We start from the raw sequence: 26,066 nt of genomic DNA, 5'->3' as shown, positions 1-26,066 counted from the left end.
GGCTCCGGACCGCAATCGGAGCCCCGCCCGCCCCAGGCCCACGCCGCGCCGGGCGTCTAAAGAACCCCAGTAATCAGGATCGCTTGAGATCCGCAGCAATACGAGCAAGCTTGTCCGGATTGCGCTGCACCAACACTCGCGTCAACCGCTCGCCATCGGTCTCGTAAGACTGCACAGATTCCAGCTCGCCGTCGATGAAACGCAGCAAGGTCCATTGTCCGTTCACCTGCACCACCTCGACCTCCAACGCATCGCGATAGCGGCGCTTGCCGGCATAAAACAGCTGCGCCAGTCGCTTGCCGCCCACCAGGCTGGCAAACGCCGTGACCTTGTCGCCGCCGTCGCCGATGAGTTCTGCGTCGTCGCTCAGCAACGCAAGCAGCCCGTTGAAGTCGCTACGCTGCATCGCATCGGCAAACGCCTGCAACAGACGCTGCAGCGTTGCCCGTGGCACTGCTTCGCGCGGCGCGCCCTGGCGCAGCTGCTGGCGTGCACGCCGCACCATCTGGCGGATGGCGGCCGGGTTCTTGTCCAGAGTCTGCGCGATGTCTTCGTAATCCGCGTCGAACACATCGCGCATCAGAAAAGCGGCGCGGGCATCCGGCGACAGGCGTTCCAGCATGAAAAGAAACGCCACCGACACGTCGTCGGCCATCTCGTGGATCTGTTCCGGCGTCGACGGCGCGGCCATCAGCATGGGCTCCGGCAGCCAGACGCCCACGTAGTGTTCGCGCTCGGCCTTCGCGGCGCGCAGGTGGTCGATGGACAGCCGCGTCGTGGCGGTCACAAGCCACGCTTCCGGGTTCTGGATGACGGTGCGGTCGGCGCCGTGCCAGCGTAGCCAGGCCTCCTGCACCACGTCTTCGGCCTCGGCCACGGCGCCCAGCATCCGGTAGGCGATGGCATAAAGGCGGGAACGGTGCTGGTCGAAGAGGGCGACAGAGTCGGTCATGGAATGGGCCAGCGCCGGGATGAGGGGGGAAGGAGGCAGGTATTTTGCCGCAGGGGCCCGACTGCGACAAGCGCGCGGGGCGTCCATGCCGGCCTCCCCTCCTGTCCTGCGCGGGCTACAGCACGATGTCATTCGTGCACAGCGGCGGCAGCGCCGTGGCGCCGCGCATCTGCTTTAAGTCGCGCTCCACCATCGTGCTCAACTGGCTGATCGGCACATCGTTGGCGTTGCCTTCGAACGGGTTTTCGGTGCTCTGGCCCACCTGTTCCAGCGACGTGTAGATCCACGCAATGATGACGCTGAAAGGCGCTGCCAGCCACGCCATCTGGCCTTGCATGAAGCCGCCGGCAGCCTCGCCGATCTGGTCGAACTGAGCGGTCAGGCCAAAGGGCAGGGCCACGCAGAATGCGCGCACGAAAAGCGTGTTGATGATGGCGTACTGGCGGGGATACGGAAAATCCTTGATGCGTTCGGCCTGGCCTTGCAGGTCGAGCAGGTCGCGCAGGCGCCCGTTCAGATCGGCGTATTCCGAGGCAGTGATCGTGCCCTCGTCCAGCAACTGCCTTGCCGTGCGGCCTTGCCCATTCAGCAGCTGCACCGCCTTGTTGTCGGCCGCAGCCAAGGCCGCGATTTCCGCCGCCGGCAGGTAACGGGCCAGCGCGGTTTCAAGCGGCATGCGGCGCTCGGGGATCGCGTAGCGCTTGCCGTATTCCGCATTCGGCCGGCTCTGCATGGACTCCCAGACACGGGGCGCGCGAAGCTGATAGCGCAGCGCAGTCAGCCACGCCAGATGCCGGTCGACCAGTCCGGCGTCGCGTCCCGCATCACCGGCGTAGTGACCGCACAGCACGCCCCACGCGCGGCTGGCGCTGACGATGCCCATCCAGATCTTCTGCGCCTCCACGGTGCGCGTGTAGGTCTGCACATTCTTGAAGCCCACGACGAACGTCGTCGCGGTGCCCAGCAGTGTCACCACCGATAGCGGCAGCGTCAGCCACTTCATGCCGGCCACCTGATACAGCAGCACGGGCACAAGGCTGAAGGCGGCGAGGCCGTAGATGGTCCGGCGTGTCCAGACGACGAATTCGCACAGGCGATAGGATTTTCCGAGGTGCATGATGTCGATCCTTGATTGCCTTCAAACGTCCGTTCAATGAACAGACGGACCGGCTTGGCGCGGCGTCTTCGCGCCCCACGCGCGCCGGGCATAGCGATAGACCAGGAAAAGCGCCACCGCCGCGCCGGCAACGACAGACGCGCGCCCGCCCAGCGCGCTCGACGCCGCCAGCAACGCTTCCACGCGCGCGGAAAACACCGCGCCCAGCAGCAGCCCCGCCGCGGCCCACAACGCCAGGCCCGCGCAGTCGTGCCAGACGAACGACCGCAACCGCGTGCCGCTGGCGCCGCACAACGGCACAGCCACCATCGACAGGCCGGGCATGAAGCGCGCGACGATCAAGAGGCGCACGCCCCAGCGGTTGAAGAAGCGCTCGGTCCGGCTGATGCACGCGTCGCGCGAGAGCGACAGGTTGCAGACGGTGTGCAGCGTGCGGGGGCCGTAGCGTCTGCCGCCGCGAAACCACAGCAGGTCTGCCAGCACGCCCGCCAGCACCGCGGCGGCCAGCATCACGGCCAGCGGCAGGGCGACGTGGCCCGCTGCGCCGGCGGTGGCCGCCTGGCTGGCGCCCACGGCGATAAGCGTGGGCATCACGGGCAGCGGCAGGCCGAGCGATGCGCCGAGCACGTTCAGGAACACGGCCAGCACCCCGTATTGCGCGATCCATTCATGCGGCAGCATGTGGCGCTCCGTGCGTCTGGCCGTGGCGGGCGATGGTGGGCGTGCGCATGGGGGATCTCCTGGAATCGCCGCGCCGCGGTGCGTGGCCGGTCAGGACAGATCCTAGAGATTGCGCCCGCGGCGCGGTAGACCCGCGCAGGGACGCACGGTGTTGTCCGGGCGACAACAATGTGCTGCGGGGACGACGCGGGCGAGGCTTACGCGCTTTCGCGGGTCACGATGCGAAAGCCGATTTCCACCACCGATTGCGCGGGACGCTGGCCGTTCGCGCGCAGACCGATCATCTCGGCAGCCTGCGCGCCGATCGCGGCGCCGTCCACGTGCACGGACGTAATGGCCGGGGACATCGACGCGGCGATCTCCATGTCGCCAAATCCCATCACGGCCAGTTGCCGCGGCACCTCCAGCCCTTGCGCGGCGGCTTCCGTCAGGACGCCGGCGGCCATCATGTCCGAGCTGCAGAACACCGCGTCGATGCCTTGGTTTGAGCTTTGCAGGGCGCGCAGGCCTTCGCGGCCCTGCGCGTGCGTCGTCGGCGCGGGCATGTAGTGCACCAGCGGTTCGGGCAGCCCCGATTCGACGGCCGCGCGAACCAGGCTTTCGGCGCGCAGCCGGGCGCGGTGGTCGTCGCCGCTCAGCACCGCCTGCCGCGTTTTGCCCGCGTCGCGCAGGTAGTGGCTGACGGCTGCGCCGATCGCGTCGTGCGACAGGCTGAGCAGCATGTCGATCGGCGCGTCCGTGGCGTCCCACGTTTCGACGATGGGGATGCCGGAGGCTTTCAGCAACTGCCGGCCTTGCGGCGAGTGCATCACCCCCGTCAGCACGATGCCGTCGGGACGGCGGCCGATGATGGCGCGCAGCAGGGCGTCTTCGCGCGGCGAGTGGTAACCGCTTTGGCCGACCATGAGCTGGAAACCCTTGGCCTCCAGCGACTGCGTCAGCGCGGTCAGCATGCCGCCAAACAGGGACCCGGCGATCGATGGCACCAGCACCATCACCAGATTGCTGCGCGACAGGCGCAGGCTGCCGGCCATCAGGTTTGGCACGTAACCCAACGCCTGGATGGCGGCGTTGACCTTGTCCAGCGTGGCGGGCGAGACCTGCTGAGGCGTATTGATGGCGCGCGACACGGTGATCATCGACACCCCGGCCGCCTGCGCCACCTCGCGCACGGTGACGTTGGCGCGCTCTGACGAGCGGGACGGGGAATCGGCTGGCGGCATTCGGGGCGGGTGCATCGGAAAAAGGGACGAAAAACGTGGCGTGAAACTGGCGTCAAGCCTAACCGCAGACGCCGCTTTTGCGGGCTGGGTGTGCTCAGGGTTTATCCGGATGGCGGACGGCGAATGGGCCGAAATATGCTAACCGCGCATTGATGTTAACGTTAACAAATGAAATGTTAACGTTAACGTACATAAAAGAACCTAAATCGGAGACAGTAATGACGAGCAATGCGCGCAAGTGGATTCTTGGTGTGACCCTGATGGCCGCCGCCAGCGTGGCGCACGCCTGGCCCGATAAGGCCGTCACCGTCGTCGTGCCGTTCCCGCCGGGCGGCGCCACCGACTCGGTGGCGCGCGCACTAGCCAACAAGCTGGGCGAACAGCTCAAGCAATCCTTCGTGGTCGAAAACAAGGCTGGCGCCACCGGCACCATCGGCGCCTCGCAGGTGGCCCGCGCCGCGCCCGACGGCTACACCCTGATGGTCACGTCGCTGGCGCCGCTGGTGGTGGCCCCGCACCTGATGAAGGGCATCACCTACGATCCGGCCAAGGACTTCACGTACCTCACCGTGGCCGTGCAGACCCCGAACGTGCTGGTGGTTAGCCCGCAGCTCGCCTCCAAGGTCAACAGCGTGCAGGACGTGCTGGCGCTGCTCAAGGAAAAGCCGGGCGCGATCAGCTTCGCGACGTCGGGCGCGGGATCGTCCGACCACCTGACCGCCGAACTCTTCTGGCAGAAGACCGGCACCAAGGGCCTGCATGTGCCTTACAAGGGCGGCGCGCCGGCCATTTCGGATCTGCTGGGCAACCAGGTGGAGATGTCGTTCCAGAACGTGAACGCCGTGCTGCCGCACATCAAGTCCGGTAAGCTCAAGGCCATCGCCGTCACGGGTTCCAAGCGTTCGCCCGTGCTGCCCGACGTGCCCACGTTCGCCGAAGCATCGGTGCCGGGCGTCGACGTCTACGCCTGGCAGGCCGTCGTGGCCCCCAAGAACCTGCCCGCCGACGTGCGCGACAAGCTGTCCGCCGCCCTGACCGCCGCCCTGAAGGATCCGGCGATCAGCAAGCCCTTCACCGACATCGGCCTGGAGGTCGTCGCCAACTCGCCAGAAGCCTTCACCAAGTTCCAGCAGCAGGAAAGCGCCCGCTGGAAGCAGGTCATTGAGACCGGCGGCATCTCCGTGCAATGACGCAACGCGCCCGGCCGTCGCGGCCGGGCTTTTTCAAGAAGCAATCATGACTCTTCACGCATCGCAAGCCTCCCAGACGCCCACGATCACCGGCATGCGCGTCGTGCCGGTGGCCGGTCAGGACTCCATGCTGCTCAACCTGAGCGGCGCCCACGCGCCTTACTTCACGCGCAACCTGGTCATCCTGACCGACAGCGCGGGCAACACCGGCGTGGGCGAAGTCCCCGGCGGCGAAAAGATCCGCAACACGCTGGAGGACGCGCGCGCCCTCATCGCGGGCAGCTCCATCGGCAACTACCAGCACACGCTGAACCAGATGCGCCAGGCGTTCGCCGGGCTGGACAGCGGGGGACGCGGCGCCCAGACCTTTGACCTGCGCGTGGCGATCCATGCCGTGACGGCGGTGGAATCGGCCTTGCTGGACCTGCTGGGCCAGCACCTGGGCGTGCCTGTTGCAGCGCTGCTGGGCGAAGGCGTGCAGCGCACGTCCGTGCAGATGCTGGGCTATCTGTTCTACGTGGGCGACGCCGCGCAAACGCCGCTGCCGTACCAGACGGCGCCCGATGCCGAAGGCTGGCTGCGCGTGCGGCACGAAAAGGCCATGACGCCCGAGGCTATCGTCCGCCTGGCCGAAGCGGCCCACGACCGCTACGGCTTCCAGGACTTCAAGCTCAAGGGCGGCGTGCTGCGCGGCGAAGAAGAGGTCGAAGCCATCCGCGCCCTGCACGAGCGCTTTCCCGAGGCGCGCGTTACGCTCGATCCGAACGGCGGCTGGCTGCTCAAGGACGCGGTGCGTCTGTGCCGCGACCTGCATGGCGTGATGGCTTATGCGGAAGACCCGTGCGGCGCCGAAGGCGTGTTTTCCGGCCGCGAAGTCATGGCCGAGTTCCGCCGCGCCACCGGCTTGCCCACCGCCACCAACATGGTCGCCACCGACTGGCGCGAGATGGCGCATGCGCTGTCGCTGCAATCGGTCGACATCCCGCTGGCCGATCCGCATTTCTGGACGATGCAAGGTTCGGTGCGCGTGGCGCAGACCTGCCAGGCCTTCGGCCTGACGTGGGGCTCGCACTCCAACAACCACTTCGACGTGTCGCTGGCGATGTTCACGCACGTGGGCGCCGCCGCGCCGGGCCGCGTCACCGCGATCGACACGCATTGGATCTGGCAGGACGGCCAGCACCTGACCCGCAACCCGCTGCAGATCCGCAACGGGTACGTCGAGCTGCCGCAGACCGGCGGCCTGGGCATCGAGCTGGACATGGACGCGATCGAACGCGCCCACCAGCTCTATCTGCAGCACGGCCTGGGCGCGCGCGACGACGCCACCGCGATGCAGTATCTGGTGCCCGGCTGGAAGTTCGACAACAAGCGGCCTTGCATGGTGCGCTGATCGGCCCCGCGCCGGTGACGGCGCAGGGCGCATGGCGCGGGGCAGGGGCCTACCTTGCCCCCGCTGCCTCCAGCGTGTGGGACAGGCAATAGACTTCTGACCAGGACGGGGCATCACCCGTCAGCGCGCGCATCTGTGCCGAGTTCAGGATGTCGCCGTCGCAGGCGGTCACCGCGTTGATCGCATAACCGTTGACGATGTAGATCCAGTCGGCCGCGCGGTCCTTCCCGCCGCGTATTTTCTGTTCCGTCGTGGCGTTCATTGCCGGCGTGTCCGTCACGATCAGATGTGCGCCGCTCAATCCGGGCTGCGCCGCCGCGCTCGCCGCATGCGTCTTCAGGTACGCATGCAACGCGTCCTCCGATCCCGGCCGGGGTGACAGGCGGATGGTCAACGCATATCTTGCCAGGCCGCCGCCGACGCTCTCGAGCACACGGCACTGGCTGCGGATCATGTTGCGATGCTGCGGCATGAGCTTCGTGGACCACGGGGTGGGGGCGTTGAGGCGCTGGAGGTAGCCGGGGGAGACCAGCGTCGCGTAGGCGTCCAGTTCGTACATCACGAAGAATCCTTCGCCGCCGTGCGCGCTGGTCCAGCGCGTCCCGCGCAGAAATCCGGGAACGCCCATGCGCTCCGGGAAGTGCTCATGGGTATGCCAGTCTTCGAACTCCGCGCGCCAAGCCGGCGCAATGTCCCACCACATTGCGATTGCGGCCTTTCCGAGCATGCCCATGGTCAGTTCTTGGCCCGCAAAGCGGCAAGTTCCGCGGTGACCTGCTGCATGACGTCGGGCCCGATTTCACCCGCGAATTTGTCCACCACCGGTTTGACGGCGCCGCGCAGGCGCTCGACCGCTTCAGGCGTCAAGGTGTTGACCTGCATGACCTTGCGCAGATCGTCGATGGCCACCGCTTCCTTGGCTTGCGAGATCCGCCGTTCCTCCGCCTTGGCCTCGGCGGCCGCTTCCAGAATGATCTTGCGCTCGGATTCCGACATGCTGTCCCACGTCTTGCGGCTCATCAGGAACGGCATGCCCGTGTAGATATGGCGCGTGAGCGACAGGTATTTCTGCACTTCGGCAAACTTCGCGGACAGGATCACTCCCACCGGGTTGTCCTGGCCGTCGATGGCTTTGGACTCCAGCGCGCCGTAGACCTCGCCGAACGTCATGGGCACCGGGTTGGCGCCCAGGGTCTTGAACATGTCGATGTAGACGGGGGCCGCGATGACGCGCATCTTCAGGCCTTGCAGATCCTGCGCCTGCGCGATCGGGCGTTTGCTGTTGGTCATGTTGCGAAAGCCCAGGTCCCAGATGCCCAGGCCAATCAGGCCGTGATCGGACAGGCCGTTCAAGAGGCGCTGGGCAACGGGTCCGTCCGACACCGCATAGGCTTCGCGTGCGTCGTTGAACAGGAACGGAAGGTCGAAGACCATGAAACGCTTGTCGATGCCGGCCAGCAGTCCCGTGGCCATCGAGGTGAAGTCCAGCGTGCCCCCGCGAACTGCCGACAGATTCTGGGGATCGCCGCCCAGCACCGCGTTGGCGTAGATCGACACCTTCATCTTTCCGCCGCTTTTCTCCGCGACAAGATCGGCAAATTTTTGCGCGCCCTGACCCAGGGGATGGTCCGCGGCCAGGCTGAACGCGAACTTCATCGTGCGCGCCTTGATGTCTTGCGCGGCTGCGGTTCCCGCCACGGCAAGGCAGGCCAGGACGGTCGCTGCCGCATTCACGGCGATGCGCAAGCACGTTTTCTTTGAATTCATCACAAGCACCTTCTTCGGTTGTCGTTGGCAAAGGTCCGGTTGATGCAGCTTCGGCGGCGGGTCATCGTGTGAATACCCGGCTGCGAGCATAGGGCATAATTTTGAATGCCGTTCAAAATTTGATCGAATTCAAAAATTGAACGATTTTCATGGACGGTCACCCGGAGAGCGCGATGAGCGGGGCAATCGAAAAGACACTGGCATTGCTTGAATACCTGGCTGCGCATCCGGACGGGGCAAACCTGGCCGACATCGCGGACGACCTGCACCAATTGCGCAGCGGATGTCACCGGACCCTGCACGAGCTGATGAAGTTCGGCTACGTGCGCCAGACATCCGTGCGCGGGGAATATGCGCTGACGACCAAGCTTGCGTCGATGGGCTTGAGTTTCCTGAGCCGGTCCGGCGTGATCGACATCGCCCAGCCGGTCATCGACCGTTTTGCCGCGGCAACCGGTGAGCTGGTGCGCCTGGCCATCGTCGACGGCAAGCGCTTGACGCTGGTGGCCAAGGCGCAAGGCGCGAAATCAGGGCTGCTGTACGACCCGGACATGGGCATCGACCTGCGTCTTTCTTGCAGTGCGGCGGGCCACGCGTGGCTGATGACGTTGCCCGAGGACCAGGCCATCGCGTACGTCACCGAACAAGGGTTGGGAAAACCGCGGGATTTCGGGCCGAACGCGCCCACGTCGATACGGGCGTTGCTGGCCAGCCTGGACGCGCATCGGCGCCGCGGCTACAGCATTCTGCAAGACGTTTACGCGGCCGGCATGAGCGCGATGGCGGCGCCCATCCGGCGTCCCGGGCATCAAAGCACCGGCATCCTGGTGGTTGCAGGTCCGTCGCAACGCTTGACCGTTAAAGCCATGGAGAAATTCGGGCCGGCGCTGCTGCGCGCGGCAAGCGAACTGGCGCAGGCCGGGGACGCTTCGCCGCTGTTGCGCTCGGCGCGCATAGGCACCTGGGGAAATGGCCCTGCGCGGGGTGAAGATCCGCCTGCGGATTAATCCGAAGACGCATCGTCTCCAGAATTGCGGCCCTGCATCGGAAAGCGCGTCCTGAACATCGGTGATGCCAGGCTGGCCAGCGCCAGTTCCTGCGCGGCCGCCAGCAGGTCGGGACCCAGCGTCTCCATCCGCGCTTCGGTCAGACGCATCGCCGGGCCGGCGATACTCAACACGCCGATGGCCGCTTCGCCCTTGCGCTGCACGGGCGCGGCCATGGCGGTCATGCCCGGCGCGAACACTTCGTTGATCATCGCGTAGCCGCGCTTGCGGCCGGCCTGAAGCATCTTCGTCAGCGCGGCGATGGTGGTGGGGGCATTGGGACCGTATTCCTCCGGCGAGCCGAAGCCCTGGCGTGAGACCAGGTCCAGCGCGCGTTCGTCGGCCATGGTCAGCATCCACGCGTGACCGGAGGCGCTGCAGGACAGCCTGGCTTCGGATCCCATCTCGGGGTCGTAGCGCAGACCGTGGCGCGCGCCCTGCGCCTTCGCAACCCAGGTCAGCCGCTCTTCGTTATCCACGATGGCCAGCCGCACCAGTTCGCCGGATATGTCCGCCAAGCGGTCCACCAGCGGCTGGGCGATGTCGACGATGCCGGTTGCCGCCAGGTAGCTCAACCCGATCGAAGCGACCCGGGCCGTCAGCGCGTAGTCGCCGTGATCCCGGATCTGGCGCACATAGCCGCAGCGGCAAAGGTCTGTCAGCAGACGGTGCGCGGCGCTCTGCGGAATCTCCAGTTGCTGGGCAAGTGAAGCGAGGGGCACGCCTTCGGGTCTGGAGGACAGGTACTCCATGACGGCGAGCGCGCGTTCGAGGACTCCGGCCATGTCATCTCAACAAGTAGTGGGGTGATGGATGATAACCCTAGGTGGAAAACTATTCCACTCGGAATTACATTCCACTACCGAGTCTTGCCAGACATCGAAAAAATTCCAAATAACACCGGAGACAACGATGAAGACCAGCCTTTTCCGCATTGCATTGACGGCGGCCTTGTGCGCAAGCGCCATGACGGCCGCCGCGCAGGACATCCAGGAGCGCACGATACGCTTTGGCCATCTGAACAACACGGATCACCCCGTCAGCGCCGGGGTGCAGAAGTTCACGGAACTGGTGGCGGCCAAGAGCGGCGGAAAGCTGAAGGTGAAGGAGTTTCCCGCCTCGCAGCTCGGCAATGAAATGCAGCAGCAGTCCGGGCTGCAGGGCGGCGTGCAGGAGATGTCCGCGCCGGCTTCCACGTCGCTGGCGGGCATCGTCAAGGAGTTCGGGCTGATCGATCTGCCGTTCTCCGTCACCGACTTCGGCCAGGCGGACGCGCTGCTGGACGGCCCGCTGGGCCAGGCGCTGATCGCCAAGCTGCCCGAAAAAGGCCTGGTCGCGCTGGGATTCTGGGATCTGGGCTTTCGCAACGTAACGAACTCCAAGCATGCGATCGGCAAGCCGGAGGACCTGGCGGGCCTGAAGATCCGCGTGATTCCCAACCCCGTTTTCCTCGACACGTTCAAGGCGTTCAAGGCCAATCCCGTGCCGATGCCCTTTGCAGAGCTGTACGGTGCGCTGGAGTCGCGGGCGGTCGACGGCCAGGAAAATCCCTATTCGGTGATCCTGTCCAACAAGTTCTACGAAGTGCAGAAGTTCGTCAGCGCGACCAACCACGTCTACGCGGCAAACATCGTGCTGGTCAGCAAGAAGTTCTGGGACAAGCTGTCGCCCGCCGAGCAGAAGATCCTGCAAGAGGCTGCTATTGAAGCGCGCGGCTACCAGCGCAAGGTCAGCCGGGCCGCCGCCCAGAAGGCCGTGACGGAATTGCAGGCCAAGGGCATCCAGTTCAACACGATCGAACCAGGCGAAAAGGCCCGCATGCAGCAGGTCGTCAAGCCGGTGATCGAGCACTTCACCAGCAGCTACGACCCGGCGATCGTCAAGCTCTACAACGACGAACTCGCCCGCATCCGCAAGTAAACCGCACCGGCATCCCCATCATGAAGATCCTTGTATTGCACGGCCCCAACCTCAACCTGTTCGGCCGCCGCGAGCCGCACATCTACGGCACCACGACGCTTGCAGAGATCAACGACCGCCTGGCCGCGCTGGCCGCGGAATTGGGCGTCCAGTTGTCGACGCTGCAATCGAACCATGAGGGCGCGTTGATCGACTTCCTGCACGAGAACATCGACTCGGCGCAGGGGGCATTGGTGAATCCGGCCGGGCTGACGCAGCACGGCGTGCCGTTGCACGATGCCATCAAGGCCATGCCGTTTCCCACGCTGGAAGTGCACATGTCGAACATCGCCGCGCGCGAGACCTGGCGCGCGCATTCGATCATTTCGCCCGCGGTTCGCGGCACGGTGCAGGGGCTGGGGCCCCAGTCCTATCTGACGGCCTTGCGCGGCCTGGTTGGCCTTTTGCAGGACGCCAAGGCATGAGGCGGGCGCACGTGCATCCGAAGCCGCAAGGAGGCTGGCCATGGTCGTCATAGACAGCTTCATCGGCGCCGTCTGCCGCGTGCTTGAGTTCGCCATCGCCCTGCTGCTGGCGGCGATGGTGGTGCTGGTCTTCGGCAATGTCGTCGCGCGCTACGGCTTCAACTCCGGCATCACGCTGTCGGAAGAGCTGTCGCGCTGGATGTTCATCTGGCTGACCTTTCTGGGGGCGGTCATTGCCCTGAAAGAGCGCGGCCACCTGGGCATGGACATGGTGGTGGCCAAGCTGCCAACGGCCGGTAAGAAGATCTGCCTGGTCGTGGGGCAGCTTCTGATGCTGTACATCGTGAGCCTCATGTTCAAGGGCAGCTGGGACCAGGCGGTGATCAATGCCGATGTCAGCGCGCCCGTGAGCGGCTTGCCGATGGCCATCGTCTACGCATCCGGGCTGGTGTTCTCCGTCATGGCGGGCCTGATCATCGCCATGGACCTGTACCGCGTGCTTTCCGGCAAGCTGCAGGATCAGGACCTGATCATGGTCCAGGAATCCGAAGAGGCGGTGCAGCTCAAGCAGATTCTCGAGGATGCCGGCAACGGCGCGCCAGGGAGAAGCGCATGACCATCGCCGTGTTCATCGGATCGCTGCTGGGCGTCATGGCGCTGGGCGTGCCCATTGCCTTTGCGCTGCTGGCCAGCGGCGTGGCGCTCATGTGGCATCTGGACATCTTCGACGCGCAGATCCTGGCGCAGAACGTCATAGGCGGGGCGGACAGCTTTCCGCTGCTGGCCGTGCCGTTCTTCATGCTGGCGGGCGAAATCATGAACGTGGGCGGGCTGTCCCGCCGCATCGTCGACCTGGCGCTTGCGCTGGTCGGCCACGTGAAGGGCGGGCTTGGCTACGTCACCATCATGGCGGGCTGCCTGCTGTCGGCCCTGTCAGGATCGGCCGTGGCGGACGCCGCCGCGCTGACTGCGTTGCTGCTGCCCATGATGGTCAGCGCCGGACACAAGAAGCAGACCGCCGGCGGCCTGATTGCGGCTACCGGCGTGATCGGTCCTGTCATTCCGCCCAGCATTGGTCTGGTCATCTTCGGCGTGGCGGCCAACGTGTCCATTTCCAAGCTGTTCATGGCGGCGATTGCGCCCGGTCTCATGATCGGGGGCGCGTTGTGGTTGACGTGGGCGTGGCTGGTCAGGCGCGAGAAGATCGTGCCGCCGCCGCGCAAGTCCCCGCAAGAAATCGCCACCGCGTTCCGCAAGGCGATCTGGGCGCTCATGCTGCCGGTGATCATCCTGGTGGGGTTGCGGATGGGTGTCTTCACGCCGACCGAAGCCGCGGTGGTCGCCGCGACCTACGCGTTGCTGGTGTCGACGCTGGTCTACCGCGAGCTCAAGCTCAACCAGCTCTATGCGGTGTTCGTGTCGGCAGCCAAGACCAGCGCCATCGTCATGTTCCTGATCGCCGCCGCCATGGTCAGCGCATGGTTGATCACCGTGGCCGACCTGCCATCCAAGGTGGTGGACATGCTGCAGCCGTTCATGGGCAACAAGATCCTGCTGATGGCCGCGATCATGGTGCTGGTGATGGTGGTTGGCACCGCCATGGACATGACGCCGACCATCCTGATCCTGACGCCCGTGCTGATGCCGGTGGTGCGCGCCGCGGGCATCGATCCGGTGTATTTCGGCGTGCTGTTCATCATCAACAACTCGATCGGCCTGGTCACGCCGCCGGTGGGCACTGTGCTCAATGTGGTGGCCGGCGTCGGGAAGATGAAGATGGACGACGTGACGCGCGGCGTTCTGCCGTTCATGGCTGCCGAGTTTCTTGTCATGTTCCTGATGGTGGCCTTTCCGGCCCTGGTGATCATTCCCGCGCGCTGGTTTGGCGGGTAGGCGCCCATGCGCCTCCCGCGCGGCGCCCGCGCACCGTAAAGCCTGATTCATTGGAGATTATTCGCAATGTCCGATCTTGCTCAATACCGGCGCCCCTTCTGGGACACCCAGCCGGGCTACCGTTTCGATCCGTATGGGTCCACCCGTTTGCGCTCGCCGAACGAACCGCTGATCGCCGTGCCGCAGACGCTCTCGGAGGTCACGGGGCCGATGTTTGGTGCGGCGTTCGTCAGGCAGGGCGATAACGACCTGACCCGCGTGTCCACCGCTGAGGCCATCGGCGAGCGCATCATCGTTTCCGGCCGGGTGCTGGACGAGAACGGCCGGCCGGTGCCGGACGCGCTGATCGAGATCTGGCAGGCCAATGCCGCGGGCCGTTACCTGCACAAGCGCGATCAGCACGATGCGCCGCTGGATCCCAACTTCAGCGGCGAGGGGCGAACTGTCACGGACGCGCAGGGGCGCTACCAGTTCAAGACGATCCGGCCGGGCGCGTATCCGTGGGGCAACCATTACAACGGGTGGCGTCCCCAGCATATTCACTTTTCGCTGTTTGGCCGGGCCTATGCCACGCGCCTGGTCACCCAAATGTATTTCCCCGGCGATCCGCTGCTGGAGTTCGACCCCATCTTCCAGTGCGTACCCGACGCCAAGGCGCGCAACCGGCTGGTTGCCGCGCTGGACTGGGAGACCACGGTCCCCGAGTACGCGCTGGGCTATCGCTTCGACATCGTCCTGCGCGGCCGCAACGCCACGCCCATGGAGTAACGCATGCTCTATCCCACCAGTTCACAGACTGTCGGTCCCTATCTGCACATCGGGCTGTCCGGGTTGAACCGTGACGATCTGACGGAAGGATGCGCAGACCTGGGTGCGCAGGCCGTCGTCATCGAGGGACGCGTGATCGATGGCGAGGGCAATCCCGTGCCGGACGGCATGGTCGAGATATGGCAGGCCGATGCACGCGGCGTGTATGGGCATCCAGACGATCCCCGGCATACCGAGGGCACTGCGGGCTTTGGCGGCTTTGGCCGTGTGGCCACGCAGCCGGACGGCGGCTTCCGCTTCACCACCATCAAGCCGGGCCGTGTGCCCGGGCCGGACGGACAGCTGCAGGCGCCGCATCTGGTGGTGTCCGTCTTCATGCGCGGCCTGCTCAAGCATCTGTCGACGCGGATGTATTTTCCGGATGAGGCTGGCGCCAACCAGGCGGACTGGGTTCTGGCCAAGGTGCCCGCCGGCCGGCGCGGCACGCTGGTGGCGCAAGCGGCGGAAGCGGGCGTTCTGCGCTGGAACATCATCCTGCAGGGACCGCAGGAAACCGTGTTCTTCGATATCTGACCCGGCGCGCGACGAGATCCACACGATGAACAACGTTTCCGGGCTGACCGAATCCATCTATTCGGATGAAGCGATCCTGACGATGCTTTCGGGCCCGGCGGCCATCAGCCAGATGCTTGCCGTGGAGGCGGCCCTGGCGCGCGCGCAGGCGCAATGCGGCGTCATTCCCCCTGGCGCCGCGACGGTCATTGACGAGGTCTGCCGGGGCGGCGGAATCAGCGGCATGCTGGACACGGATGCCATCGCGACGGCCGCGGTGGTCGCGGGCAACATTGCGATTCCGTTCGTCAAGCAGTTGACCGCGGCCGTCGCGCGCGTGGATGCAGAAGCCGCCCGCTACGTGCATTGGGGCGCGACCAGCCAGGACGTTCTGGATACCGCGCTCGTCCTGCAGATAGGGCAGGTGGCCGCCAGGCTGGACGCGAGCCTGCAGCGCGCCACGCTGGCGTGCGCGCGGCTGACCGGCGCGCATCGGGACACCATCATGGTGGGACGCACGTGGTTGCAGCATGCGCTGCCCACGACGTTCGGCGCCAAGACGGCCGGCTGGCTCGAGGCCTTGGAACGCAGCCGGCTGCGCGTGCGGCAGGACGCCTCGCAGATCGCACTGCTGCAATTCGGCGGCGCCGTGGGCACGCTGGCCAGTCTGGGGCCTGCGGGGGCCGATGTGGCGCGGGCGGTGGGCGCCGAGCTGGGTCTGGGCGTGCCGGCGATGCCCTGGCACACGCATCGCGACCGGCTTGCCAGCCTGGCCGCGTCGCTGGGTGTGCTGACCGCCACGATGGGCAAGATTGCGCGGGACGTGTCGCTGATGGCGCAATCCGAGATCGGCGAAGTGAGCGAGCCGTCCGGCCCGGGGCGCGGCGGATCGAGCACCATGCCGCACAAGCGCAATCCCGTGGCTTGCGCGGCCATCCTGACCGCCGCGATCCGAGTGCCGCCGCTGGTGTCGACGATGCTGTCGGGCATGATCCAGGAACATGAACGCGCGTTGGGCGGCTGGCAGGCCGAGTGGGATGTGCTGCCCCAGATTGCTGCGCTGACCGGCGGCGCGTTGCGCCATTTGGGCTGCATGCTGGATGGGCTGGAGGTGTATCCAGACCGCATGGCAAAGAATCTGGCGCTGACCGACGGCCTCATCCTGAGCGAGGCCTACATGCTGGCGCTTGGCGCCCGGCTGGGCCGCCTGCCCGCGCATGCGCTGGTGGAGCGCGCGTCGCGCGATGCCGTCGCGAACAAGCGTTCACTCAGGGATGCACTGCGCGAGGCGTTGGAAAGCGATGCCGCGACGCGCGGACTGCTTAGCGGCGATGACCTGGATCGTCTGGGCGATCCGGCGAACTATGTTGGCGAGGCGCCGGCAATCTGCGACAGGGTGCTGGCGGCGTGGAGGGAGGGCGGGGATGGAGCGACGTCGGTATAAAGTGCCTGCGCCTTGCAGCGCCTCAGAACGCTGAAAGCCGACCCGCGCGAATCGCGCGGTGGTTCAGGACTGCCCGCGCAACCGCGCCAGTTCCGCCGACAGCTCCGCCACCAGCGCTTGCGCGCGCGCCAGCGGGTCCTGTGCGTTGACTGGCGCCTGCGGCTCGGGCGCGGTTTCATGCAGCCGGGGCTGCACGCTTTCATGCCCCATGCTGACGTCCACGTCGAACACCAGTTGTTCGGCGCGATGCCAAGTGGTGAACCATTCCAGCGGCTTGCCGTGCTGGTCCATGCCCTGGCCCTGCAGCATCAATAGCGGCGTGCCGGCCTGCGTGTCCAGCAGGGCGGCAAGCTCGCTGTTCGCCGCGACTGCGCGGATCTGGTTGCGGCCGGCGCCGGGGCGCAGGCCGAATTGACGCGTCAGCACGCCGTGCAGGGACGCGTCGGCAAGATGTTCGGCGCGCAGGCCCGGCACCGCGTCGGCGGGCAGCCAGGTGCGCACGTAGGCCAGCGGCGCTTCGGCCACGTGGCGCAGGCGTTCCAGCATCAGTAGGCGGGTGGTGCCGAAGAACTCGGCGACCTCGGCGGGCGGCTCGCCCGGGCCCAGCGCCAGCACGCGCGTGCGCAGCGCAACGCCCGACTGGGCGAACTGCTCGTATAGACCGGTGGACCGCTGCACGAGGCGGCGGTGTTCCTGCGGCGCGGCCACGGTGGCGGGGCGGCCGGTCTCGCGTTGAATGAGGCCTTCCGCCGCAAGCGCCGCGAGGGCCTGGCGCACCACGCTGCGGGCCACGCCGAAGCGGTCGCACAGCGCGGCTTCGCTCGGCAGCACGGCGCCCGCCGCGAGCTTGTTCGTGCGGATGTATCCGCGCAACCGCGACGCCACCTGGGCGTGCAGCGGGATGTCTCCCGCGCGGTCAAGATCGGGCAATGCGTCGTGCGTGGCGGGCGCCATGGGAATCAACCTCCGGTTTGTGCCCGCGCAGTTTCCCATACATGCGTCCAGCCCGGGGCCAGATGCGCGGCGCGCTCGGCGGCCAGGATCAGGCTGTCTTCGCGCGCGATGCCCTTGCCGGCGATGTCGAAGGCAGTGCCGTGGTCCACGGACACGCGCACGACGGGCAGGCCAACCGTGATGTTGACGCCGTCGTCGCCGTACACGGACTTGAAGGGCGCGTGGCCCTGGTCGTGGTAACAGGCGATCACGAACTTCCACTTGCCGCGCACCGCCTGCGGGAACAGCGCGTCGGCCGGGATGGGACCGGCGGCCAGGATGCCGGCGGCATTCGCTTCGGCCACCGCCGGCGCCAGGATGTCGGCGTCTTCGCTGCCGAAGATGCCGTTCTCGCCGGCATGCGGGTTCAGGCCGGCGACGGCGACGGGTTCGTCGCCGCGGCCCAGGGCGGTGGCGAACGAACCGGCCAGGCGCAGGACGGCGCGCATGCGTGCAGGGTTCACGTCTTCGATGGCCTGGCGCAGCGAGACGTGCGTCGTGGCATGGAAGATGTAGAGGTCGCCGGCCGACAGCACCAGCGAGAAGGTCTTGACGCCGAACTCATGGGCGAGCAATTCGGTGTGGCCGGGCCACTTGTGGCCTGCGGCGTGCATCGCGGCCTTGTTCAGCGGGGCGGTGACGATGCCGTCGATCTCGCCGGCGCGCGCCAGGGCGCAGGCCGTGGTGACAAAGCGCACGGAGCCGTCGCCAGCGTCCGCGCTGATCTCGCCCAGCTTCACGTGCGCGAGCGACGGGCCGGCTTGCAGCACTTCGATCGTGCCCGGCGTGTTGGTGGCGTCGGCCGCGCGGTCCAGCTTGCGCACGATGGCGGGGTCACCGCCCAGGCCGCGCACCGCATTGGCCATGACGTCCACGTCGCCGACCACGAAGAGGCGCGCCTTTTGGCGCAGTTCGTCGTGGCCCATGAGCATCTTGGCCGTGATTTCCGGCCCGATGCCCGCTACGTCGCCCAAGGTCACAGCCAAGAGGGGCAGCTTTGCGGGAGGGGTTTGTGTCATCGCTTGAATCTCCTGTCGCGGATCGCGCGCACGGCGCGAACCAGTACGTCTTCGGTGCCAAAGCCGCCGGCCTTGGTCACCACGGGCAGGCCAGCGGCCGTGCCTCCGGTCAGCGTGCCCAAAGGCACGCCGCCCATTACTTCGTCCACCAGCGCGATGCCGTTGGCCTGCAAGGCCACCAGCACGCTGCGCGCGCCGTCGCCGCCCGTGGCGACGACACCCGCCGCGCGCGAGGCGGCAATCAATTGCGCGGCAAGGCTGCCGAGCCGGTCGGCGACCGTATCGGAGTCCAGGCCGGCGCGTTGGCCTTCGGGGGCCAGCAGCAGAATGGTGCCGGCTTCCAGTGGGGCCTGAGCGTGCGACTGCAGGAGCGGCTGGCTCCAGGCCTGCCACTGCGCGTCGTCGGCCAGTTGCTCGAGCGACGGGCTCCAGGTGTCGGCGCCCGCGGCCTGCAGCGCGGCGGCCTGGCCGCGCGCGGCGCTGTGCTGCGACGTCACCACGACCACCACGGGCGCGGTCTGGTCGGCGCCGGCCCACACGCGGGCCAGCGGCACGGCCAGGCCGCCCGCGCCCACGGGCAGGGCGCGTTCACCCAGCAGACCGACGGCGCGCGCCAGCCGTTCCAGGTCGGCATCGGTGGCCGCGTCCACCACCACGTCGCCGCCCGCCTGCGCGATGCGCGCGGCAAGCGTTTCGGGCGTGTCTTCAGCCAGCGGCGCCACGTGGGCGCAGCCGAGCAGGGTGGGAATATGGCTTTCGGTTACGGGGGTGACCGGATCGGTCGCCGCCGAGGTCTCGGTGACCGGCTTGCCGTTCACATACAAAATGCCTTGCTCGACGGTGCGGCCCGTCGCCGGAAAGGCAGGGCAGACCACGGCGATCGCGTCATCACGCCAGGCGCCGCGCGCCGCGTCGATCTCGGCCTTGAAGGCGCCGCGCAGCGTCGAATCCACCTTCTTGTACAGGCGCGTCACGCCGGCGTCGCGCAACTGGCGCACGTTGCCGCGGATGACCTCGGCCGCATCGGCCGCGCTGAGCGCCCGGCTGTTGGTCGTGACGGCCAGCACCTCGACGCCGTCGTGGGCGGGCCCGGACAGGGCCTCGTCCGCGCCGCCGATCGACAGGTGCGTGCACCAGCCGGCGCGCACGAATTGCACGGCGGTGTCGCCGGAACCGGTCAGATCGTCGGCGACGATGGCGATGGTGGGTTTCACAAGGCCTCTCCGCGGGCTTCGGTCAGGGGCGGTGCGACGGTGGCGTCGGGGTCCTCGGACTTCAGTTCACCGGCGCGCTTGAGGAACCAGGATGCCAGCACCGGAGCCAGAATGGAACTGATCAGCACGCACGCGGCGACTTGCGCGGTGGCGGTCGAGACGTATTGCTGGAAGTTGGGGTCGGCCGCAGCCACCACGGCGGGCGTGGCGATGGCGTTGCCGGCGGTGGTGCCGGCTGCGAAGCCCAGGCCGCTCTTGCCGCCGCGGCGCAGGATCATGCGGTAGCCCAGGTAGACCAGGCCGCCCGTGATCGGGCTGATGATGAGGCCCAGGATCAGGCCGCTGATGCCGCCGCCGACCACGGCGCCCAGGTCGATGCCGGTGCCCAGCGCAAAGGCGAAGAACGGGATGACGATGTTCGGCACGGGCTTGAGCACGTCGCGCCACTTGGGGTCCAGGTTGCCCACGACCACGCCCAGCAGGAACGGCACCAGCGCCGCCACCAGGGCGATCATCGGGATGTCGGCCAGACCCGACGCGCCCAGGAACAGCAGGCTGAAGAAGGGGCCGTCGTTGACCGCGCTGGCCACGTAGGCGCCGCGGTCACGCGCATCGCCGTATTGACCGGTGTAGGCCAGCCACAGGCCGCCGTTGCTGTTGTCGAACGCGGCAAGCATTGCCAGGATCGACACGCCCCACAGGCCGTCCAGGCCGACGTAGCTGCCCAGGATGATGATGAGCGTGGCGGGCACGATCGTCTTCATCAGCAGGATGGTGCCGGCCGTGGCCAGGATCGGGCCGCCGGTGCGGGCGTTGACGTGCGTGCCGGTCGCGAAGATCAGCAGCGCGATCAGCGGCAGCGCGCTGTTCTTGAAAAGGGCCGTGGTGAAGCCGCCGATGGCGAGCGCATCGGGGGCGAAGGTGCCGATCAGGGAACCCAGGATCAGCGGCACCAGCATCAATCCACCAGGGATTTTCTGCATCGTGCCAAAAAAGGGCGAGCGGGTAGTTGCGGTCGACACTATCGAGGTCTCCAGGACGATTTTTCTGGGTTGCAGACGTTCATGCGCGCGTCTGTCGGACGGGTGAAAAAATCGTAGTGTACACCTGTACGTACAGCATGTACGTACAGGTTGACCCCAATTCCCGTCCCGGATATGGGGACGGTTGTGCCGTCAGAAGCGGTAGGCGCCGCTCAACATGACCGTGCGGCGCGCGCCGTAGAAGCAGTCGCCACGATCCAGGCAGACCACTTCGTACGTGCGGTCCGCGATGTTGTTGACGTTGAGCGCATAACGCCACGGGCCGTTGGTATAGCTGACCATCGCATCGAACAGCGTCACGGACGGCGTCTCCGGCGCGCCGCCGTCGCGGAACTTCGACAGGAAGCGCGCGCCGGCGCCGACCGCGAAGCCAGGCTGGCCCGCCACCGCGAAGCGGTACTTGCTCCACAGCGACACCATGTGCTTGGGCATGCCTTCAAGCTGCGGATCGATGTCGGTGTAGATGTAGTTGGCGATCACGTCCACGTTCTGGGTGACGCGGCCGCGCGCTTCCAGTTCGACACCGCGCGTGCGCGTCTTGCCCGCCTGGATCTGATTGTTGGGATTGTCCGGATCGTTGGTCTGCCGGTTGCTTTCGCGCAGGTCGTACGCCGCCGCCGTGAATTCCAGGTCGGCGCCCGGCGGCATGTATTTCAGGCCAAGTTCCCACTGCTTGCCGCGCATGGGCTTCCAGCGCTGGTCGTAGAAGTCCGCGCCCGCGATGGGGGTGAAGGACTCGCTGTAGCTCACGTACGGCGACCAGCCGTTGTCGGCCGCGTACATCAGGCCGAAGCGCTTGGTGGTGGCCTGATCGGTTTCCTTGTCCTGGCCCTCGGCCGTGCTTTCGACGCGATCGCGGCGGATGCCGGCCAGCAGGATCCAGTTCTTGTCGAACGTGATCTGGTCCTGCGCATAGAAGCCCAGTTGCTGCTGGCGTTGCTTGGGCGAGTCGCTGAGTGTGTAGTCCGGCGCGTTGCCGTACACCGGGTGGTACAGGTTCAGCGGCGATCCCAGCCCGCTGTCCGATTGGCTGGTTTCGCGGTAACGCGTGTAGTCCATGCCGACGATGACGGTGTGCTGCGTGCGGCCCCAGTTCAGCTTGCCTTCCAGGTTCTGGTCGGCCAGCAGCGTGCGCATGCGGGGCTTGTTGATGTAGTAATAGCGGTCGACCGTGGTCTGCTCGGGATCGATGTACGAATTGCCGCGGCGGTCGCCGTACACGTTCGGGTACAGCGAGTTGTAGTCCACGCTGCTGACAGTATTGCGGAAGCTCTGACGGACTTTCCAGGTGTCGTTGAACTTGTGCTCGAACAGCCAGCCCACGTTGAATTGCTCGGTGTCGTAGGTGTCAAAGCCCGGTTCGCTGGCAAAACGGCGTGTCGGGATGCGGCCGTTGGGATTGTGATCCACGGTGCCGCTCCACGGCAGGAACGATTGCGTCGTGCCCGACCGGTCCTTTTGCCATGAGGCCTGCAGCGTCAGCGACGTGGCCGCGCTGGGCTGCCACGTGAGCGACGGCGCGAGGAACATCCGGTCGTCCTGCGCGTACTGCACCTGCGTGTCGCTGTCGCGGCCCAGCGCCACCACGCGATACAGCCACTGGCCGTCCTCGGTCAGCGGGCCGGTGATGTCGGCCTGAATCTCGCGGCGGTTGAAGTTGCCCAGCTGTACGCCGATTTCGCCTTGCTGCTCGGCCTGCGGGCGCTTACTGACCAGGTTGACGATGCCGCCCGTGCTGCCCTGTCCGTACAGCATCGACGACGGACCGCGCAGCACCTCGACGCGTTCCAGGCCATAGACCTCGGTGCGCGGGTTGTTGAAGCTGAAGAACTGGCGCAGCCCGTCCAGGTATTGCACGGGCTCCACGCCGCGCACGCGCACGTAGTCGCCGCGGTTGTCCACGCCGTAAGCGTTGGGCCGCACGCCCGCTGCGTAGTTCATCGTGTCCTGTACGTTCTGCGAACCCTGGTCGACGATCTGCTCGCGCGGGATCACGGTGATGGCCTGGGGTGTTTCGGACAAGGGCGTGTCGGTCTTGGTGCCGGTGGCGCTGCGCCGGGCGATGTAGCCGTCGACGGGGCCGGTCGCGGTTTCGCCGGTGCCCAGCACCTGCACGGCCGGCAGGGTGGCGGGCTGTTCGGGCTGCGCGTGCGCGGCGCCCGCGCCCAGGCAGGCGGCCAGCGCGGCGGCGGCGGGAACACGGGTGTGCAGCCGCGCGCGCAAGGCGGCCTGGGTGTGATGGTGCTTCAAGAGGATCTCCCCACTGGCGTCGGTTTGGTACGGCCAGTTACGTACAGAAATGACAACGATAATAATTATCAATTGTGGCGATATGGCCAGCCAATAGCGCGCATCGGGGGAAGATGTAAAAAAGCCCTGCGGCGCGTCAAGGCGGCAGGGCTTTGCACAGGAATCTCCTGTGAATTCATCGAGTTGAAGCGGCGCGTGATGGCGGACGCTCCCGCGGCCGCTGTTGGCGGCGCGCGACAGTGTTGCCCGCGCAAAAACGGGGTGCGGTCGGCGGGGCGGGGATCAGTCCTCGCGGGTCGCCTGATTGGCGATGTCGGGAGGGTTCACGGCGCGCGTGGCGGCGGGCGCCTGTCCGTCGGGACGCAGCTCGCGTCGCAGGATCTTGCCGACGTTGGTGCGCGGCAGGTCGTCGCGGAACTCGATGTGGCGCGGCACCTTGTAGCCGGTAAGCTGGCTGCGGCAATGCGCGATCAGCGTTTCGGCATCCAGCGCGGGGTCCTTGCGGATCACGAACAGCTTGACCGCCTCGCCGGAGCGCTCGTCCGGCACGCCCACGGCCGCGACTTCGCGCACGCCGGGGTGGAGGGCGGCCACGTCCTCGACTTCGTTCGGGTACACGTTGAAGCCCGACACCAGGATCATGTCTTTCTTGCGATCGACCAGATACACGTAGCCGGTCTCGTCGACATAACCCACGTCGCCCGTGCGCAGGAAGCCGTCCGGGTACATCACAAGCGCCGTCTCGTCGGGCCGGTTCCAGTAGCCACGCGTGACTTGCGGACCGCGCACGCAGATCTCGCCGTTTTCGCCGATGCCCAGTTCGCGGCCCGCGTCGTCGCGGATCGACAGGTCGGTGGACGGTACGGGCAAACCGATGGACCCGTTGAAGATCTTGGTGTCCAGGGGATTGATGGTGACGGCGGGCGACGTTTCGGTCAGCCCGTAGGCTTGGGCGATAGACACGCCCGTCGCCGCGCGCCAGCGGTCCGCCACCGACCGCTGCACCGCCATGCCGCCGCCCATGGTGAGCCGCAGGCGCGAAAAATCCAGGTGGGCAAAATCCGGGTGGTTGAGCAGCGCGTTAAAGAGCGTGTTGACGCCGGTAAAGGCCGAGATCGGCACCTTGCCCATTTCCTTGATCAGCCCCGGGATGTCGCGCGGATTGACGATCAGAAGGTTGCTTGCGCCCAGCTTCATGAACGTCAGGCAGTTCGCCGTCAGCGCGAAGATGTGATACAGCGGCAGGGCCGTGACGATGCATTCCTCGCCGTCCTTGACCAGGGGTCTGACCCACGCGTAGGCCTGGCTCACGTTGGCGACCATGTTGCCATGCGACAGCATGGCGGCCTTGGCCACGCCGGTCGTGCCGCCCGTGTACTGCAGGAACGCCAGGTCGGCGGGCGAAAGCTGCATGTTGGTGAACGGCAGGTCGCGCGCCGCACGCAGGGCATCGCCCAGCTTGTGCGAGCCGGGCAGCGACCATGCGGGCACCATGCGCTTGACGCGCCGGACCGCGAAGTCCACCAGGCGCCCCTTGATCGGCCCCAGCATTTCCCCGATGGAGGTGACCAGCACGTGCTCGACCTGCGTGCCGGGCAAGGCCTTTTGCAACGTGGCCGCGAAGTTGTCCGCGACCACGATGGCGCGCGCGCCGGCGTCGGCCAGTTGGTGTTCGAGTTCGCGCGCGGTGTATAGCGGATTGCAGTTGACCACGATGCAGCCGGCGCGCAGGGCGCCGAAAAGGCAGACGGGATACTGCAGCAGGTTGGGCATCATCAGGGCGATGCGGTCGCCGCGGGAGAGGCCGTTGGCGTGCAGCCATGCCGCGAAGCGGCGCGTCAGCGCGTCCAGTTCGGCATACGTGATCGATTTGCCCATGCTGATGTAGGCCGTCTTGTCGGGAAAGCGCCGGAAGCTTTCCTCGATGATCGTCACCAGCGTTGTCTCGCCGTCAGTGTCGATCTCGGCGGGCACACCGTAGGGATAGCTCTTGTGCCAGATTCGTTCCATGTCTTGCGGTTCCGTTGGGGCGCAAGGCCCTAGTTGCCCAACAGGGCTTTCTTCAGGGAAGCCTGCGCGGGGCTGTCGCCCAGCCAGACGCGCAGCAGCGCGCGGGCGAAGGCGGGATCGTCGATGCGGCCGCGCGGCTTGCCGTTGCTGGCGATCGCAACGCCGCGGGCGTCGAAGTCCAGGTCGATGACATCGCCTTCGCGCGCGGCGCCGATGTCGGCCATCAGCCGCGACAGGCGCTGGGCGGGTTCCTTCAAGGTGGCGAGCACCTGCGAGGGCGTATTGTCGCGCAAACCGTCCTGCAGCGCCCCGTCCAGGCTCTTGCTGTCCACGTCGCGCAGCATTTGCAGACGGATTCGGCGTGGTTCGGTGCTGCCGATGATCGCGGCAGCGTCGTGGGTCTTCGTGGTGACGTACAGCGCCGCCACGTAAACTTTCACGACGAAGCGGGTGCGCAGGCCGGCGCCGTTCAGCGTCAGCGAGTGGCCGCCTTCGGCAAGCTGTTCGGGCACGCGCACGCCGGCGACGTCGACGTCAGCGTGGGCCGGCGCGCCCGCCAGGCTGGCGGCAAGAATCAGACTCAGGGCGGCGGCGCGCCCTCCGGGGTTGAAACGCATTTGTCACCTCCAGTGTTCTTCTGTTTGTAGAACTTCTTGTCTGCGATGTAGATCGTGCGTTCCACGACGGCGTACACGACGTCGTCCTTGTCCTTCAGTTCGACCGTGTAGGTGCGGGTCGTTTCGTGAAGCGAGGCAAGCAGGCGCCGGATTTCCGCAATCTCGCCAGGGGGTAGGCGGAAGTCGACGTAGAGCGTGGTGTAGGCCGGTTTGCGGAAGCGGATGGATGCCGCCTTGTCCCACACGACGTGATCGGGGCCCAGCGCCGACATCAGCATGGTCGGATGCGCGCCGTCCGTCACGGCGAACAGCGAGCCGCCGTACATCGATCCCACGATATTGCGCGTGCGGCGCAGCAGCGGCAGCTTGATGCGGATGTGCTGGAAATCCGGCGACACGTGCAACACGCGGCCGCCGGTGGCGCGAAAGGCCGGATGCAGGTTGAAGCCCACCCGCATCAGGCGCGCGCGCCACTCGGGCGACAGGTTCTTGAACCAGTAGGGCTTCACG

At 66.6% G+C, this 26,066-nt stretch carries 25 protein-coding genes; 10 read left to right on the top strand and 15 right to left on the bottom strand.

All coding sequences use genetic code 11. The features are described from left to right. Nucleotides 1-73 precede the first annotated feature (73 nt). From AC6LJW_RS22500 to AC6LJW_RS22485, 4 genes are all read right to left on the bottom strand, one after another. A complete protein-coding gene (locus AC6LJW_RS22500) occupies nt 74-952 on the bottom strand; it encodes an RNA polymerase sigma-70 factor (RefSeq protein WP_498088284.1) in 879 nt (292 codons plus the stop codon). 115 nt (nt 953-1,067) lie between these two features. Then, complete coding sequence (locus AC6LJW_RS22495; protein WP_427985227.1) at nt 1,068-2,069, bottom strand: bestrophin family protein; 1,002 nt, start codon at nt 2,067-2,069, stop codon at nt 1,068-1,070. 33 nt (nt 2,070-2,102) lie between these two features. Continuing rightward, nucleotides 2,103-2,750: a DedA family protein gene (locus tag AC6LJW_RS22490; protein ID WP_498088283.1), complete on the bottom strand. Its 648-nt coding sequence runs from the start codon at nt 2,748-2,750 to the stop codon at nt 2,103-2,105. A 197-nt stretch (nt 2,751-2,947) separates the two neighbouring features. After that, on the bottom strand, nt 2,948-3,973 hold the full coding sequence (locus AC6LJW_RS22485) for a LacI family DNA-binding transcriptional regulator (protein ID WP_427985232.1): 1,026 nt from the start codon (nt 3,971-3,973) through the stop codon (nt 2,948-2,950). 218 nt (nt 3,974-4,191) lie between these two features. Here AC6LJW_RS22485 and AC6LJW_RS22480 point away from each other — a divergent pair, with 218 nt between their 5' ends. Continuing rightward, entirely contained in the window at nt 4,192-5,163 is a 972-nt protein-coding gene (locus AC6LJW_RS22480) for a Bug family tripartite tricarboxylate transporter substrate binding protein (RefSeq protein WP_056563426.1), read from the top strand. 46 nt (nt 5,164-5,209) lie between these two features. Continuing rightward, the gene (gudD, locus tag AC6LJW_RS22475; protein ID WP_498088282.1) at nt 5,210-6,556 is read left to right on the top strand and encodes a glucarate dehydratase; all 1,347 of its coding nucleotides are present in this window, start codon (nt 5,210-5,212) and stop codon (nt 6,554-6,556) included. Nucleotides 6,557-6,605: 49 nt separating this feature from the next. Here gudD and AC6LJW_RS22470 read toward each other — a convergent pair whose 3' ends face one another. Both AC6LJW_RS22470 and AC6LJW_RS22465 read right to left on the bottom strand, forming a co-directional pair. Continuing rightward, a complete protein-coding gene (locus AC6LJW_RS22470; protein WP_498088281.1) occupies nt 6,606-7,289 on the bottom strand; it encodes a hypothetical protein in 684 nt (227 codons plus the stop codon). Nucleotides 7,290-7,291: 2 nt separating this feature from the next. Beyond that, nucleotides 7,292-8,323: a TRAP transporter substrate-binding protein gene (locus AC6LJW_RS22465; protein WP_498088280.1), complete on the bottom strand. Its 1,032-nt coding sequence runs from the start codon at nt 8,321-8,323 to the stop codon at nt 7,292-7,294. Between the two features lie 173 nt (nt 8,324-8,496). Between AC6LJW_RS22465 and AC6LJW_RS22460 the strand changes: the two genes are divergently transcribed. Further along, complete coding sequence (locus AC6LJW_RS22460) at nt 8,497-9,330, top strand: IclR family transcriptional regulator (protein ID WP_056563413.1); 834 nt, start codon at nt 8,497-8,499, stop codon at nt 9,328-9,330. Here AC6LJW_RS22460 and AC6LJW_RS22455 read toward each other — a convergent pair. Then, entirely contained in the window at nt 9,327-10,154 is an 828-nt protein-coding gene (locus AC6LJW_RS22455) for an IclR family transcriptional regulator (protein WP_056563410.1), read from the bottom strand. The genes AC6LJW_RS22460 and AC6LJW_RS22455 overlap by 4 nt on opposite strands. A 127-nt stretch (nt 10,155-10,281) precedes the next feature. Between AC6LJW_RS22455 and AC6LJW_RS22450 the strand changes: the two genes are divergently transcribed. The 7 genes from AC6LJW_RS22450 to AC6LJW_RS22420 all read left to right on the top strand — a co-directional run bounded on the left by AC6LJW_RS22450 (nt 10,282) and on the right by AC6LJW_RS22420 (nt 16,410). Further along, the gene (locus AC6LJW_RS22450) at nt 10,282-11,289 is read left to right on the top strand and encodes a TRAP transporter substrate-binding protein (protein WP_498088279.1); all 1,008 of its coding nucleotides are present in this window, start codon (nt 10,282-10,284) and stop codon (nt 11,287-11,289) included. Nucleotides 11,290-11,309: 20 nt separating this feature from the next. Continuing rightward, on the top strand, nt 11,310-11,753 hold the full coding sequence (locus tag AC6LJW_RS22445) for a type II 3-dehydroquinate dehydratase (RefSeq protein WP_056563405.1): 444 nt from the start codon (nt 11,310-11,312) through the stop codon (nt 11,751-11,753). Between the two features lie 49 nt (nt 11,754-11,802). After that, on the top strand, nt 11,803-12,369 hold the full coding sequence (locus AC6LJW_RS22440) for a TRAP transporter small permease (RefSeq protein WP_498088286.1): 567 nt from the start codon (nt 11,803-11,805) through the stop codon (nt 12,367-12,369). Next, nucleotides 12,366-13,646, top strand: a complete 1,281-nt coding sequence (locus AC6LJW_RS22435; RefSeq protein WP_056563400.1) for a TRAP transporter large permease subunit — start codon at nt 12,366-12,368, stop codon at nt 13,644-13,646. The genes AC6LJW_RS22440 and AC6LJW_RS22435 overlap by 4 nt, the downstream gene beginning before the upstream one ends. 66 nt (nt 13,647-13,712) lie before the next feature. Continuing rightward, nucleotides 13,713-14,414 (top strand): protocatechuate 3,4-dioxygenase subunit beta, encoded by a 702-nt coding sequence (gene pcaH / locus AC6LJW_RS22430; RefSeq protein ID WP_427985241.1) that lies wholly within the window; start codon nt 13,713-13,715, stop codon nt 14,412-14,414. Between the two features lie 3 nt (nt 14,415-14,417). After that, entirely contained in the window at nt 14,418-14,987 is a 570-nt protein-coding gene (gene pcaG, locus AC6LJW_RS22425) for a protocatechuate 3,4-dioxygenase subunit alpha (RefSeq protein ID WP_498088278.1), read from the top strand. Nucleotides 14,988-15,012: 25 nt separating this feature from the next. Beyond that, the gene (locus AC6LJW_RS22420; protein WP_498088277.1) at nt 15,013-16,410 is read left to right on the top strand and encodes a 3-carboxy-cis,cis-muconate cycloisomerase; all 1,398 of its coding nucleotides are present in this window, start codon (nt 15,013-15,015) and stop codon (nt 16,408-16,410) included. 63 nt (nt 16,411-16,473) lie between these two features. On the opposite strand, the gene AC6LJW_RS22415 is transcribed toward AC6LJW_RS22420, so the two are convergent. From AC6LJW_RS22415 to AC6LJW_RS22380, 8 genes are all read right to left on the bottom strand, one after another. Continuing rightward, entirely contained in the window at nt 16,474-17,364 is an 891-nt protein-coding gene (locus AC6LJW_RS22415) for a GntR family transcriptional regulator (protein WP_056563385.1), read from the bottom strand. Between the two features lie 5 nt (nt 17,365-17,369). Beyond that, entirely contained in the window at nt 17,370-18,422 is a 1,053-nt protein-coding gene (pdxA, locus tag AC6LJW_RS22410) for a 4-hydroxythreonine-4-phosphate dehydrogenase PdxA (protein ID WP_056563382.1), read from the bottom strand. Beyond that, on the bottom strand, nt 18,419-19,636 hold the full coding sequence (dtnK, locus tag AC6LJW_RS22405) for a D-threonate kinase (protein ID WP_498088276.1): 1,218 nt from the start codon (nt 19,634-19,636) through the stop codon (nt 18,419-18,421). The genes pdxA and dtnK overlap by 4 nt, the downstream gene beginning before the upstream one ends. Further along, complete coding sequence (locus AC6LJW_RS22400; RefSeq protein ID WP_056563377.1) at nt 19,633-20,619, bottom strand: 2-keto-3-deoxygluconate permease; 987 nt, start codon at nt 20,617-20,619, stop codon at nt 19,633-19,635. Before AC6LJW_RS22400 ends, dtnK begins: the two co-directional genes overlap by 4 nt. Nucleotides 20,620-20,811: 192 nt before the next feature. Beyond that, nucleotides 20,812-22,902 (bottom strand): TonB-dependent siderophore receptor, encoded by a 2,091-nt coding sequence (locus AC6LJW_RS22395; protein WP_498088285.1) that lies wholly within the window; start codon nt 22,900-22,902, stop codon nt 20,812-20,814. A 309-nt stretch (nt 22,903-23,211) separates the two neighbouring features. Continuing rightward, complete coding sequence (locus AC6LJW_RS22390) at nt 23,212-24,939, bottom strand: AMP-binding protein (protein ID WP_498088275.1); 1,728 nt, start codon at nt 24,937-24,939, stop codon at nt 23,212-23,214. 29 nt (nt 24,940-24,968) lie between these two features. After that, nucleotides 24,969-25,556, bottom strand: a complete 588-nt coding sequence (locus tag AC6LJW_RS22385; protein WP_056563371.1) for a chalcone isomerase family protein — start codon at nt 25,554-25,556, stop codon at nt 24,969-24,971. Continuing rightward, complete coding sequence (locus AC6LJW_RS22380) at nt 25,520-26,065, bottom strand: DUF4442 domain-containing protein (RefSeq protein ID WP_498088274.1); 546 nt, start codon at nt 26,063-26,065, stop codon at nt 25,520-25,522. Before AC6LJW_RS22380 ends, AC6LJW_RS22385 begins: the two co-directional genes overlap by 37 nt. Nucleotide 26,066: the final 1 nt, after the last annotated feature.

Source organism: Achromobacter sp. 1012554356 (assembly GCF_059760815.1).
Note: the sequence above shows the minus strand (reverse complement) of the source record. Positions and strands in the feature narration are given on the sequence as shown.

What these genes read in the sequence shown, in the direction of transcription:
- AC6LJW_RS22500 (WP_498088284.1), bottom strand. Translation starts at nt 952, where the DNA reads ATGACCGACTCTGTCGCCCTCTTCGACCAGCACCGTTCCCGCCTTTAT.
- AC6LJW_RS22495 (WP_427985227.1), bottom strand. Translation starts at nt 2,069, where the DNA reads ATGCACCTCGGAAAATCCTATCGCCTGTGCGAATTCGTCGTCTGGACA.
- AC6LJW_RS22490 (WP_498088283.1), bottom strand. Translation starts at nt 2,750, where the DNA reads ATGCTGCCGCATGAATGGATCGCGCAATACGGGGTGCTGGCCGTGTTC.
- AC6LJW_RS22485 (WP_427985232.1), bottom strand. Translation starts at nt 3,973, where the DNA reads ATGCCGCCAGCCGATTCCCCGTCCCGCTCGTCAGAGCGCGCCAACGTC.
- AC6LJW_RS22480 (WP_056563426.1), top strand. Translation starts at nt 4,192, where the DNA reads ATGACGAGCAATGCGCGCAAGTGGATTCTTGGTGTGACCCTGATGGCC.
- gudD (WP_498088282.1), top strand. Translation starts at nt 5,210, where the DNA reads ATGACTCTTCACGCATCGCAAGCCTCCCAGACGCCCACGATCACCGGC.
- AC6LJW_RS22470 (WP_498088281.1), bottom strand. Translation starts at nt 7,289, where the DNA reads ATGGGCATGCTCGGAAAGGCCGCAATCGCAATGTGGTGGGACATTGCG.
- AC6LJW_RS22465 (WP_498088280.1), bottom strand. Translation starts at nt 8,323, where the DNA reads ATGAATTCAAAGAAAACGTGCTTGCGCATCGCCGTGAATGCGGCAGCG.
- AC6LJW_RS22460 (WP_056563413.1), top strand. Translation starts at nt 8,497, where the DNA reads ATGAGCGGGGCAATCGAAAAGACACTGGCATTGCTTGAATACCTGGCT.
- AC6LJW_RS22455 (WP_056563410.1), bottom strand. Translation starts at nt 10,154, where the DNA reads ATGGCCGGAGTCCTCGAACGCGCGCTCGCCGTCATGGAGTACCTGTCC.
- AC6LJW_RS22450 (WP_498088279.1), top strand. Translation starts at nt 10,282, where the DNA reads ATGAAGACCAGCCTTTTCCGCATTGCATTGACGGCGGCCTTGTGCGCA.
- AC6LJW_RS22445 (WP_056563405.1), top strand. Translation starts at nt 11,310, where the DNA reads ATGAAGATCCTTGTATTGCACGGCCCCAACCTCAACCTGTTCGGCCGC.
- AC6LJW_RS22435 (WP_056563400.1), top strand. Translation starts at nt 12,366, where the DNA reads ATGACCATCGCCGTGTTCATCGGATCGCTGCTGGGCGTCATGGCGCTG.
- pcaH (WP_427985241.1), top strand. Translation starts at nt 13,713, where the DNA reads ATGTCCGATCTTGCTCAATACCGGCGCCCCTTCTGGGACACCCAGCCG.
- pcaG (WP_498088278.1), top strand. Translation starts at nt 14,418, where the DNA reads ATGCTCTATCCCACCAGTTCACAGACTGTCGGTCCCTATCTGCACATC.
- AC6LJW_RS22420 (WP_498088277.1), top strand. Translation starts at nt 15,013, where the DNA reads ATGAACAACGTTTCCGGGCTGACCGAATCCATCTATTCGGATGAAGCG.
- AC6LJW_RS22415 (WP_056563385.1), bottom strand. Translation starts at nt 17,364, where the DNA reads ATGGCGCCCGCCACGCACGACGCATTGCCCGATCTTGACCGCGCGGGA.
- pdxA (WP_056563382.1), bottom strand. Translation starts at nt 18,422, where the DNA reads ATGACACAAACCCCTCCCGCAAAGCTGCCCCTCTTGGCTGTGACCTTG.
- AC6LJW_RS22400 (WP_056563377.1), bottom strand. Translation starts at nt 20,619, where the DNA reads ATGCAGAAAATCCCTGGTGGATTGATGCTGGTGCCGCTGATCCTGGGT.
- AC6LJW_RS22390 (WP_498088275.1), bottom strand. Translation starts at nt 24,939, where the DNA reads ATGGAACGAATCTGGCACAAGAGCTATCCCTACGGTGTGCCCGCCGAG.
- AC6LJW_RS22385 (WP_056563371.1), bottom strand. Translation starts at nt 25,556, where the DNA reads ATGCGTTTCAACCCCGGAGGGCGCGCCGCCGCCCTGAGTCTGATTCTT.